The sequence below is a fragment of the Bacteroidota bacterium genome (assembly GCA_016715425.1).
Lineage (GTDB): Bacteria > Bacteroidota > Bacteroidia > Chitinophagales > BACL12 > JADKAC01.
The window spans coordinates 380049-392820 of sequence record JADKAC010000001.1 but is presented as its reverse complement, the minus strand read 5'-3'; the positions used below and the strand labels follow the sequence as shown (position 1 = coordinate 392820).

Sequence of the window (12772 nt, the reverse complement as noted above, 5' to 3'; positions counted from 1 at the left end):
TACAATCTAATTTAAGAGATACCCTTTATTTGTTTTCTGTTTTCAATAAAAGCAGAAAATTCCTGAAGTGATAATGTATTTAAAGTCATTGATTTTGTAAGTCCGCCTTTTCGTGCAGAACAAACACCATAATAAATATCACCAATACCTTCAGTGCTGTGTGCATCCGGGTTTATAGAAATTTTTACTCCCTGTCGCATTGCATAAGGTATCCATGTATAATCAATATCCAGACGATAAGGGTTTGCATTTATTTCTATCACCACTTGATTAGCTGCACAAGCATCTATAATTTTTTTATGATCTACAGGATAACCCGGTCTTGATAATAATAATCTGCCGGTAATATGACCAAGAATTGTGGTATAAGGATTTTCGATTGCCGATAATAATCGTGTTGTTGCTTTTTCAATATCCATCCTAAGATTTTGATGCACTGAGGCAATAATCAAATCAAACTTTTTTAATATTTCATCCGGATAATCCAAATTTCCATCATTTAAAATATCAGATTCTATACTTTTAAAAATTTTAAATGGCGACAACTTTTTATTTAATGCATCAATTTGTTCATGCTGAGCAAACACCTGATCTATAGCTAAACCACCCGCATATACCGCAGTTTTACTGTGGTCGCTAATTACCAAATATTCAAACCCATTTTTAATACAAGCATTTGCCATTTCTTCCAGCGAATGTTTTCCATCACTCCAGGTGCTGTGATTATGAATTACACCTTTAATATCCGCAGCATCAATTAAATTTTCTGATGAAAAATTTGATAAATCAATTTCATTTAAATCTATATCCCGCATTTCTGCAGGAATAAATGGCAAACCAGCCAAAGCATAAATTTCCTTTTCGGAATTAATTGATGGAGGCCATGCATTTAATTTTTCTTTAACTGCCTTTACATGTGCTTGCGATCCTGTATTTTCAAATTCTGCAATTGGAAATTCTGATGAAGGAACACAATGTATAATCACCGGAATATTTGATGTTGTTTTTGCTCGCCAAACATTTTCATTCAATTCCCAATCTGTGAGTGTAATAATTAAAGCAGGTAAATTTTTTATTTTATCAGAATCCATAGCAAGTAATAATTCTATTTTTTCCAATGTATTACACTTGCGCCGAATTTCTCCTACAAGTTCGCATCTTGATTTTGTTTTGGTAGATATTTCTTCAACAATTTGTTTACTCAGATTATCCAAAGTGGCAAAGTGAAATTTTCCGATATTATTCTGGTAATATTCAATTACTTTAATAATAGCATCTTGTGTTTTTTCTCCAAAACCTTTCAACTTAGTCAATCTGTTTTCATAACAGGCATATAATAATTCTCCAACTGTTTCAATACCTAACTCATTCCAAATTACCGCTGCTTTTTTACCACCAATTCCTTTAATGCGCATCATTTCTAAAACACCCTCCGGAGTTTTGGCCAACAATTGTTCTAGTACTTGAATTGTATTTGTTTGTTGTAACTCAATAATTTTAGAAGCTACAGATTTTCCAATTCCCGATAAGGCTTCCAATTCCATCTCATTCATTTTCATAACAGACTCTGATACTCTGCCAATATTAAATGCAGCATTGGCGTAACTTTTTGTCTTAAATGGATTTTCGTTATGCAATTCCATTAACCCAGACAGGGTTTTAAAAAGTACTGAAACTTCTTTATTAGATAATTGTACCGATTCCATGTTTTAGATATTGAAGCGAATATAAATAAATTGAAAAACCACGATACGTTTATTCGTATCGTGGTTTTAAATGAAGTATTTAAACTCTTTAATTATTTGTTACGCTACTGCAGCAACTTCAAGAGGCAACACATGCACAATTGATCTGTCTTTGCGGCCACGAGTAAAATTTACTGTTCCGTCCACAAGTGCATAAATTGTATGGTCTTTACCCAAACCCACATTTTTACCGGGATGATATTTTGTTCCTCTTTGGCGGATAATGATGTTTCCGGAAATAACTTCCTGGCCACCCCAAATCTTCACACCTAATCTTTTACTATGTGATTCACGTCCGTTTCTTGAACTACCGACACCTTTCTTATGAGCCATAACTGTTTCTTTTAATTATTTGATTTTGTCAATTTTCAGTTTAGTAAATGATTGCCTGTGGCCATTCATTACTTGATATCCTTTGCGCCGCTTCTTTTTAAAGATAATCACCTTGTCGCCTTTTACATGCGAAACAATTGTTGCAGAAACGCTGGCATCCGGAAGTGTAGGAGTTCCTACAACAACTTTTCCATCATTATCCATTAACAACACTTCATTAAAAGTCAGACTATCACCTTCATTACCATTCTGATGATGAACATAGATTTCCTGATTTTCTTCTACTTTAAACTGCTGACCGGCGATACTTACAATTGCGTACATAAAAATTCTTATTTAAAACAAAGGTGCAAAGGTAAATCAGGAAGAGACAAATAGCAAGTTAAAATGCAGAAGAAAAATTTAAATTCTAAGTACCGTGGGTGGGAATCGAACCCACACGCTTTTTGAGGGCACTGGATTTTGAGTCCAGCGTGTCTACCAATTCCACCACCACGGCATTTCTTAGGCGCCAGCCTTAATCAGGGAGCGCAAATTTATCCAACTGCTCACGAATACGCAACAAATAACGGCTTTTATAATAATATTCTTTTATCTGCTTGTATTGTGCTTTTGTAGCATTTTCGATTTTGTATTCTTTCAGCACATTTTCAATTTCGCTATACATGTTTTTATCAATCTGTTCCAGATGGTTTAAAACTTCCTCTTTTTTCAAAGGATCCGGATCAAATTGTAACTCCATCAGTATCTCATTCATATCCATCATTTCCATCAGAAATATCTGAGGCAATTGATATTTTTCTTCTTCTTCCAACACACCCGCTTCCTTTAATATGTATTGCATTCTTCTGTCGAAGCTCCCTAGTATTTTATACGCTTTATTATTTAAAGTGGAAAGCTCCAGAATTTTAGATTGTTTTTCAGGGCTGGCTTTTGTATAAAAATCCGGATGATATCTTTTTCCTAATTCAAGAAATTTTGTTCTCAATTGTTTTTCATCTAACAAGAAAGAAACCGGCAATTCATAAAAAGTAAAATAGTTCATTTTTTTAATGATTCTGAGTAAGCAGACTCCTGCACTGCCATACCTAATTGATCTGCAATTAATGGAAACTGGCTACTGATTATCTGATCGAAACTTCTTTCGGTGGAAGGGAAAATAACAGAAACGGCATCGCCTTTTAATTCTTTCCCCATTGCATTATAAATAGAAAAGTGTACTATGATTTCTCGTTCAAAATTATGTGTTGCAAGGTCGAGACAATTTTCCCAATTGGTTTTTACTTCAAATTGATTTATAAAAACAAACATGTCAACTCCATATTTTTCTTGCAAATAAGGGAATAACGTTTCATCCTTCACCACTGCATTCATAAATTTTTTATCTGGGTCAGTAGAATTCTTTTTGGATGCTTTAGGTTGCTCTACTTCGTGCTTTAATCCAAAAACATCTTGCTTAAAAATCTCTCTGCTGGATGAATCTGAATCTGTAGAATTAATTGGTTTTTGATATTTATATAGTATAGAACCATAAATGCGATTCAAATCAACTTGGGATTGCACTGTTGTATCAGTTAATATATTATAGGTATCGTAGCTGCTGATTACTTTTGTGGCCACATTATTTGTAATGCCATATCGAAATAATACAGAAACATCTTCCGGATTTTTATTATTTGCTTTTGCTAATTCAGGATCAGCATCACTTAAATAATAAAATTCATTAAATGGAATTACCATTACTCGGTGATGAGTTATCTGCAACAGTTGTCCATTATCTTCTTGTGCTCCTAATTGAAGAAAAACGCAAACAAGTAATACAGTTGAAAACGATCGCATTAATTCGAAAAGATTTTAAATAAGTCATTACCTACAGCGAATACCATTAGCGATAACAGCAACACCATTCCAGCAATTTGTGCCCGCTCCATAAATTTATCAGATAATTTGCGACCCATGATAGACTCTATACCAATAAACATAATATGCCCACCATCTAAAGCAGGAATAGGAAGTAAATTCATAAATGCAAGAACCATGGAAAGCAATGCAGTTAATCTCCAGAATGCACGCCAGTCCCAAACTTTAGGGAAATAAGATGTGATACCAATTGGACTTTGAATGGACTCCGTTGCTTTAATTTGACCGGAAACTAATTTCCATAATCCAACCGCCTGATAGTAAAATACTTCAAATGCATCCCGTGATCCATAAGTAATTGATGAACCCACAGTGTATTTTGTAGAGTCGTAATCTTTAGGCATTTGTATTTGAGCAACAAACCCAATTAAGCCTGCAGAATCTACATCTACTTTAAAAGTATCTTTTGCATCATTGCGCAATACTTCAATATCTGCTGTACCATTTTTATTATTTTGCAATAGCTCTTTAAATTCTCCATAAGAAAATAAATCATTGCCATCCACAGCTACAATCTGATCCCCGGGCAATAATCCGGCTTTTGCAGCATTGGTTTCCGGAGAAGTTAGACTATCTACTTTCACAAGGCTTTTTGATTCTATGAATCCACCACCACTGCGTATTGTTTGAAAAAAATCGTTAGGCACATCTATCACTTCTTTTTTACCATTGCGCTCCACAGTAACTTCTGCACCAAAAATTACTTTCATGGAAATGTAGTCATCGTATCGCTTATACTCTTTTCCATTCACTGCTTTTAATCTGTCGCCGGTTTCAAAACCCATATTGCGGGCACTTTCCCAGGCATAAATACCATCCTTATTAATTTCGGAAACAGGTGTATAATATTTATCAAAATGGAAATGATATGCAGTGTAAATTACAATCCCTAAAATAATATTCATCACTATGCCGGCAATCATAACAATGAATTTTTGCCAGTTAGGTTTTGAACGAAATTCGTAGGGTTGCGGCTCTTCTGCCATTTGTTTTTTATCCATGCTTTCGTCAATCATGCCGACGATTTTTACATAACCACCCAAGGGCAGCCAGCCAATTCCATATTCTGTATCGCCTCTTTTCCAGGAAACTATTTTCTTTCCCCAGGCATCAAAAAATATATAAAATTTCTCTACTCGAATACCAAACATTCTTGCTGCAAGAAAATGCCCTAGTTCATGAATAAAAACCAATATCGTGAGAGATAAGACTAATTGTGCTACTTGTACTATTACCATAATTGCTGTAAAATTCTATAATTCAAATAAGTATAAGGGTGTAAAATGATTAAGATTTGTTAACATGCCTTCCATGAATCAAGTTCATTTGCGATAATACGGTCGTTACTAAGTCGGGCAACTTTATTTTGTCCACCTAATTTTCCTTTACTTTTCATGAAGTCTCGAAATGCATTTGGCTGCATTAACGTAATAATAAGTGGCCGCAGTATTTTTCCTTCTATTAAGTCCCGATAATAAATATTTTTTTTCTGCAAATTTTCATCAACTAATACGGTAAATGCATCTATGTCCTCCGGATTTTTTTCAAACTCAACAAACCATTCATGATAAGGTAATCCTTCTGTGGGATTCACTTGTGGGGCAACAGTAAATTCACGAATAGTTATCTGCATTTTTTTTGCCGCTTCCAAAATAGCAAACTCCACTTCTTCTCCAATTACATGTTCACCAAAGGCAGAAATAAAATGCTTCACTCTTCCACTCACTATAATGCGATGTGGATTCAGACTTACAAATTTCACTGTGTCGCCAATAAAATATCCCCAAAGGCCTGCATTCGAATTTATTACTAAAGCATAATTTTTATCCAATTCTACACTTTCCAAACTTATTCTAGTTGGATTTTCTAAATGCACTTCTTCTACAGGAATAAATTCAAAAAAAATCCCTGAGTCCACATTTAATAATAATCCCGGTTCGGTTAATGAATCCTGATAAGCAATAAATCCTTCGCTTGCCGGATAGGTTTCTATACTATCTATTTTACCGCCGATTAATTCTTCCATGCGCATACGGTAAGGTTCGTAATTCACGCCACCATAAACGAATAAACTAAAATTTGGAAAAATTTCTTTTACAGTTTTCTTACCGGAAATTTCGAGCAGCTTTTCAAAATACATAATTACCCAAGGAGGAATTCCACTAATCAAAGTCATGTTTTCCTTTATAGTTTCTCTGCAAATTTTTTCTACTTTTTCTTCCCAATCTTCAATACAATTTGTTTGATAAGAAGGTAGTCTGTTCTTTAATAAATATCCCGGAACATGATGATATACCAATCCGCTAAGCCTGCCGATTTTAATGCCATGTAATTCTTCCACTTCCGGACTGCCTTGCAAAAAAATCATTTTGCCATTTACAAAATCTGTATTACCGGAATTATTGATATACATCAGCAATGCATTACGAGCACTATTAATATGATTGGGCATACTCGCCTTTGTAATTGGAATATATTTTACCCCGCTGGTAGTGCCGCTTGTTTTTGCAAAATATAATGGCTTACCCGGCCACAATATATTTTGTTCTCCTTGCTTAATTTTTTCTATCCAAGGTTTCAATGCTTCATAATCTGCTATCGGAACAGCTTGTTTAAAATCAGAATAGGTTTTTACGCTTTCAAAATTATTTGCGTTGCCAAATGCAGTGTCTTTTGCCTGGGCAATTAATTGCAACATAATTTTTTTCTGATGCTCAATAGGTTTAGTATGTGCCGATTTTATTTTAGATGCGACATAAGATGCAAATGGACGGGCTAATGAGGACTTAATTGACACGCCGGCAAATATACAACCAATTGCTTCTTTACATCACGGCAATTTTTTGTTCCAATAGCAAGTATTTGTATACTTAATAAAAAACATTTGCTATGCATTTTAGGATAATGTACTTTTAGTGTATCCTTTTTGAAATGAAATCCGGGTTCCCCTATATTCCTGCATTTCGGATTGCAAACTTTTTGCTCGTAGGAATAGTGTTGCAATTACAACATGTTTTTTCTTCTGAATTTATCTGGATATGTTTTATCGGATTAACTACAATTTTTTGTGTTCTCTTTTTAACCAGAATGGGTAACCGCAGTATTAAGCTTATTAAATTTCAAGGCTCAATATTTATTCTGGCGTGTATGTTCTGCGGTAGTTTATTGGTTGAGTTAGATGATCCAAGAAATCAATCTTCGTATTTTGGAAAATATTTATCTGATGCTGAAACTTTTCGCTGTAGGATAACCGAACCTCCTGAAATAAAAGAGAATAGTATTAAATTAACTGTGGAAGTACAGGAGATGTATCGGCAGTCCTTTAACACATCCACTGTAGGAAATGCAATTATCTATCTCGCAAAAAATGATTTGAATGTTATTCCCAAATATGGAAACGAAGTAATAATTAAAAACAATTTTTCTGCACCCGCCTCCACCAATAATCCGGGAGCCTTCGATTATGCAAAATATTTAAAGGCACATAAAATATTTTACACTGCTTACTTAAAAAATGGAGAATTTTTATTGTCGGATAATTTTTCCCCTAAACCCTTTTGGAATTTCATTTTTAATTGCAGACAATATTTTAGCAGACAGATAACTGAGAATATTCACGATCAAGAAGTACAGGGTATTGCACTTGCTTTAATTCTAGGCAACAGGACTTTATTAGATAATGAAACCAGAGATCATTTTGCAAAAACAGGAACCATGCATGTGCTTGCTGTTTCAGGTTTACATGTCGGAATATTTTATGCAATACTCGAAATACTTTTAAATCTAATTCCCTTCTTCAAAAAAAATAAAACAAATTCTTACAGATATATAAAACCCATAATTATAGTAACATGCATTTGGATTTATGGATGCATCACAGGGCTTTCACCCAGCATATTCAGATCGGCAGTTATGTTTACAATGCTTGCATTTGGCCGCTTAGATGGTCAGCATATTAACAGTTATAATATCCTTTCTGCCTCTGCAATTTTATTGTTCTTCATCAATCCATTTATGGTGATGGAAGTTGGATTTCAGCTTTCTTTTTTAGCGGTATTAGGCATTGTTGCATTTCAACCCTATTTATATAAATTAATAAAAGTAAAACATCTCATTCCAAAATATATTTGGTCGTTGGCATCTGTAAGTATTGGTGCACAAATAGGAACTATACCAATCACCATTTTTTACTTTCATCAATTTCCAAATTATTTTTTATTGACCAATATGGTTGCAATACCAATGGCATTTCTCACTTTAGTTTCTGGCGTTTTTTTATTTACAATAAGCTGGATTTCACCTCTTGCATCTATAGCAGGTTGGCTGGTTTATATTCCAATAAAAATCATGAATGAAAGTATGGCATTTGCAAATACACTGCCGGGTGCAACTGTTGAATATATTCATTGGAGTTTGTTGCAGACAATTGTGATGTGCCTTTTAATCTTTATTGCTGCAATAATATTGACATCAAAAAACAAAGATTATATATATGCTTTTATAATTACGCTTTTACTTTTTATGGTATTCACATTACAAACTGTTATACAACGGAAAAGCACAAAGGAATTAAGTTTTATTCAAATTAAAAACAACACACTTCTCAGTGTAATTTATGAGAATACTCTGTATCTGCTAACAGAAGAAAAAATAGATAATAATTCTACCAATTTCAATTATATCATTAAACCTGCTTTGCAACAATATGGAATTGATTCGTACCAGACAATTTGTTTAGACTCAAATTTTAAATCTAATTCAATTGTAATTTCAGGAAGCACAATTATTATTGGAAATAAAATAATTAATACGATAACAAATAATAGTACAGCTATTGCAACATTACCGGCTTCTGATTATTTACTTATTTGCAATAATCCCTTTTTAAATCTAGAACAATTAGCAGAGAAATTTAAAAAATCAATATGGATATTTGATAATACCAATTCATATAAGAGCATAAAGTATTGGGAAAAATTTTGTCTTGATAACAATATCAGATTTCACAACTTAAAATCTGAGGGTGCACTTAATATTCGATTATAGGAGAATACATTTTATCTAACAATCATTAATTTTTCAACCCAAGTATTTTCAGAAGTAGTTATTGCAATATAATTAATTCCCGAAAAAATATTTTTTGGCAATTCTAATTTATATTGTAATGCATTCGGCACATTATAATCATTTAAAACTTCTAGCACTAAACTTCCTTGCGCATTAAATATTTTTAGTGAAATAATTTTTCCGGAAAATTTAGAAAGATCAACATACACATTTTCAGTAAGTGCAGGATTAGGATACACAACAAATTTTGATTCTGAAATTTGTGGTTGTGTAATGGCAGTATAATTAATATCTGTAATTCTCCATAAGCCACCGGCAACAGAACCTGCCCACACCGTATTTCCTGTAGCATCATTTGGATCTATCATAATTGCACGAGTTCTTCCACCAATATTATTGGGTCCACGCTCCTGCCATACTATATCATTTGCGGTGGCACTTGCATCTAATGTTGCAGTCCATAAACCTCTTCCATGTGTAGCAGCAACTACAGATAAATCATCCAGTCTTATGCGCAACATATCCGTTCTAACAATTGGAAAATTTGAACAAGGAATCCATACTGTTTCAGTACCATTTAATAAATCCGTATAGAACACACCCATCTCCGTTGCGATATAACATACTTTAGGATTGTTGGGATGAATCAATGACCAATACACAGGAATATCCGGTAAATCTCCTTCACAAGAACTCCAGTTTGGACTTCCCGATAATGCATTTTTTGTTTCCCAAACAGATTGAATTCCATAATTGGAATAAGTAACTACTAAATGATTTGCATCATTTGGATCCACTCCAATTGAAGAACAATACATGCTAAAAAAAACACCGCTATCCGGAATTTCATCATTGGGATCTAAAGGCATTGGTGCGGAACCCGGATCAACAGTGGCTGCATTATATAGTGCATAGATTTGTGCTTCTGATGCACTGCGACCAAAAAATGCAATGCCGGGTGGATTATTTGAAACACTAACTGCCGAAATTTTTCCACCAAAAACACATGCCTTTTCCCAATCATTTCTTGTTGCTGTAGTTAATGAATCTATACGCCATAAACCAATGTTACTTGCATAAAAACATTTTTCGGGATCATTGGGATCTAATGCCCAAGGATTAATAAAAAATACATTGTTATCTGTGAGTGTATCTATCGTTAATGTATCAGGTAATTCATATCCACCATTTGTAAAGCGATAAAATCTTCTGAATTGCGTTGCTGTATAAAATATATCTGCATTAAAATTATTGTATTCAGAAAAAGCACCATCTGCTCCCGAAACAGTTTTAAAAAAAGATACATCAGGATTAACTGCCATCAACGATCCATTATCCTGTGTACCACCAATTAATTTATGATTGCCGGAAACAGGATTTATATCTGCACTATAAAATTGAGTTACATTATAACCATCATTGCGATGATAAATAAATGGTTGACTTGCAGAAAAATTATCTGTTTTATAAATGCCTCCATCATTACCAAAATATACTTCATCAGAATTTCGAAAAACAACCGCATGTTGATCCACATGCACATATCGCAATAAATTAGAATCAATACCGCCGGAAGTGAGTTGTTTCCATGTTCCACCACCATCCTGAGTGCGCCAAATATGTAATCCACCTGCAACTACAATATTCGGATCATTCGGATCCACTTCCATAGTTAAATCATACCAAGCTTGCTTAGCTGCAAGTTCACGATTATCACCCGGCAAAGAAGTTAATTGCCAGTTAGCCCCACGATCTTCTGTTCGATACACTCCTTGAATTCTATAATCTAAAGAACATGGAATAGCATACGCAATGTTGGGATTAGATTTAGAAACTGCTAATTCAATTCTATAATAACCGCTGCCCGGTAAACCTGTAGTTTGTTTTGCATAAGTAGAAGAGTCGCCATTATCAGAATAATAAACACCATCAGTTTCAAAAATTCCAATAGCGACAAATACACCACCATCAGAGGTAATTTCAACATCACAAATTGAATTGCGTGTAGAACCTGCAGTGGAACCCAACACTTTTTGCCATGATGTTCCTCCATCTGTTGAACGTTGCAAACCTCCACTGCGAGTTGCAACATAAATATCACCGGTAATTGGATGCACATCAATATCCTGACAATAATCAAAAATTGGAATTGCTGTAGAACTTAATTGATTCCATGTTGCACCACCATTTTCTGATTTCCAAACACCTGCACCTTTTACACCATCAGCATTAAACCATCCTTCTCCGGTACAGAAATAAAACAATTGCGTATTGTTGGGATCATATGCAATTTTTGTAATAGCGAGTGTATTAAAAAAATCATTCACCGGTTGCCATCCACCACTTCTGAAATTCCCTGTTACAGTTTTTTTATAATACCCCCGATCTTTTAAAGTATTGTAAGCATGCATCAAAGCATTTTGCGGAATAGCGCCCGTATTTGGGTCTGCTAATTTTAGAAATAAAAATTCTCCATAGCCTTCCATTTCTGCAAGTTTTTCTTCTTCACCTTCTTCATTTATAATTGAATAGGTGGATTCAGAAAAATACTTCGTTAAAAAAGAAGCAGTTAATATCAGAAAAAGGGAAATAAAAAAAATACGATGCATATAGTTAATTAATTAGCTGAAAATTAATAGAAAATAATTCTAAAGATAATTGTTAGGTAATTACTTACAACTATATGGTTGTGAAATGTAGAATAAGTAATAATAAATAAGGTAATCTAAATCGTAAATAAAATCTTATTTGTTTACGGCAAGAGTAATTACAATAAAAAGGAATCAGTTTAAAGAAATATGCGAAACCAAATCCTGCGCTGAGTTATGAAAAAGTAATTCATGTAATTCAAATTGCATATAATCAATAATAGGAAAATTTGCAATGATATTTACTGCATCAGATTCAGATTGTGCAACTATAACTGCCCACAGTTTTGTTCTGTCAATAGAAATTGCATAGCTGGTAACCTTACCATCCATAATCATTTCATCAATGTAAGTTCTTTGATTTGAAACCAGTTGCATAAAATCTTTTCCTTTTGCATCCAGTAATTCCGAGTTAAGTAGAAATTCTGACATCGTGCTTGTTTTTTGTATTTATAAAACGATACTATATTAAATATGGTTGTATGGCTATTTTTTATTTAACGGAATTTCTTAGGATATTCAAAAAATGCAAGTTGGCCACCTCCTATTTGCAACAGCCCCCAAGATTCAATATTAAAATGCACTGCAACCACTCCACATGTTGGAATCATTTCCGTGAATCCCGGAATTAATGCATTTGCCAAATTTGTAAAAGCGGGATTATGTCCTGCTATAAAAATCTTATCTGGACGTGATTGTCGTTTGTGCAATACCTGAATAATATCTTCTACTTCACGAAAATATAAATCGGGTTCTATCAGCATTTTATTAGAATCAAATCCTAACTCTTCACATAAAATTCTAGTGGTAGAAACTGCTCTCAACGCAGGACTTGAAATTACTTCATCAGGAAATGCTTCATATTTTCTCAACACCTCTCCCATTAACAACGCATTTTTTTTACCACGTTCGGTCAATGGTCTTTCCAAATCATGCAAGTCTTCGTGTTCCCAACTTGACTTTGCATGTCGTATGATATAAAGTGTTTTCATACTCTGTATTCTGATGGAAAAATTAAACAGATATGTAGAATGCAAGTATTCAGTTATACACATGTCA

The 12772-nt window shown here is 33.8% G+C and carries 11 protein-coding genes and 1 tRNA gene; 1 reads left to right on the top strand and 11 read right to left on the bottom strand.

Annotated features, from left to right (window positions below; translation table 11 throughout):
• Positions 1 to 11: 11 nt before the first annotated feature.
• The 8 genes from IPN31_01675 to IPN31_01640 all read right to left on the bottom strand — a co-directional run bounded on the left by IPN31_01675 (position 12) and on the right by IPN31_01640 (position 6795).
• Positions 12 to 1706, bottom strand: coding sequence for a DNA polymerase/3'-5' exonuclease PolX (locus IPN31_01675; protein ID MBK8680624.1), 1695 nt, complete (start codon positions 1704 to 1706; stop codon positions 12 to 14).
• Positions 1707 to 1805: 99 nt separating this feature from the next.
• Positions 1806 to 2078: a 50S ribosomal protein L27 gene (rpmA, locus tag IPN31_01670; GenBank protein MBK8680623.1), complete on the bottom strand. Its 273-nt coding sequence runs from the start codon at positions 2076 to 2078 to the stop codon at positions 1806 to 1808.
• Between the two features lie 15 nt (positions 2079 to 2093).
• On the bottom strand, positions 2094 to 2402 hold the full coding sequence (rplU, locus tag IPN31_01665) for a 50S ribosomal protein L21 (protein ID MBK8680622.1): 309 nt from the start codon (positions 2400 to 2402) through the stop codon (positions 2094 to 2096).
• Between the two features lie 90 nt (positions 2403 to 2492).
• Positions 2493 to 2577 (bottom strand) — tRNA-Leu (locus tag IPN31_01660).
• Between the two features lie 18 nt (positions 2578 to 2595).
• Positions 2596 to 3123: a Fe-S protein assembly co-chaperone HscB gene (gene hscB, locus IPN31_01655; GenBank protein ID MBK8680621.1), complete on the bottom strand. Its 528-nt coding sequence runs from the start codon at positions 3121 to 3123 to the stop codon at positions 2596 to 2598.
• Positions 3120 to 3917: a hypothetical protein gene (locus tag IPN31_01650; GenBank protein MBK8680620.1), complete on the bottom strand. Its 798-nt coding sequence runs from the start codon at positions 3915 to 3917 to the stop codon at positions 3120 to 3122. The genes hscB and IPN31_01650 overlap by 4 nt, the downstream gene beginning before the upstream one ends.
• Entirely contained in the window at positions 3917 to 5236 is a 1320-nt protein-coding gene (rseP, locus tag IPN31_01645; protein ID MBK8680619.1) for an RIP metalloprotease RseP, read from the bottom strand. Before rseP ends, IPN31_01650 begins: the two co-directional genes overlap by 1 nt.
• A gap of 59 nt (positions 5237 to 5295) precedes the next feature.
• On the bottom strand, positions 5296 to 6795 hold the full coding sequence (locus IPN31_01640; protein ID MBK8680618.1) for a GH3 auxin-responsive promoter family protein: 1500 nt from the start codon (positions 6793 to 6795) through the stop codon (positions 5296 to 5298).
• Between the two features lie 134 nt (positions 6796 to 6929).
• Between IPN31_01640 and IPN31_01635 the strand changes: the two genes are divergently transcribed.
• A complete protein-coding gene (locus IPN31_01635; GenBank protein MBK8680617.1) occupies positions 6930 to 9044 on the top strand; it encodes a ComEC family competence protein in 2115 nt (704 codons plus the stop codon).
• 11 nt (positions 9045 to 9055) lie between these two features.
• Here IPN31_01635 and IPN31_01630 read toward each other — a convergent pair whose 3' ends face one another.
• The 3 genes from IPN31_01630 to IPN31_01620 form a co-directional block, all read right to left on the bottom strand.
• Positions 9056 to 11674 carry a T9SS type A sorting domain-containing protein gene (locus IPN31_01630; protein ID MBK8680616.1) on the bottom strand — a complete coding sequence of 873 codons (2619 nt, stop codon included), beginning with the start codon at positions 11672 to 11674 and terminating at the stop codon, positions 9056 to 9058.
• Positions 11675 to 11848: 174 nt separating this feature from the next.
• Complete coding sequence (locus IPN31_01625; protein MBK8680615.1) at positions 11849 to 12145, bottom strand: hypothetical protein; 297 nt, start codon at positions 12143 to 12145, stop codon at positions 11849 to 11851.
• 65 nt (positions 12146 to 12210) lie between these two features.
• Positions 12211 to 12705, bottom strand: a complete 495-nt coding sequence (locus IPN31_01620; GenBank protein MBK8680614.1) for a histidine phosphatase family protein — start codon at positions 12703 to 12705, stop codon at positions 12211 to 12213.
• Between the last annotated feature and the right edge of the window lie 67 nt (positions 12706 to 12772).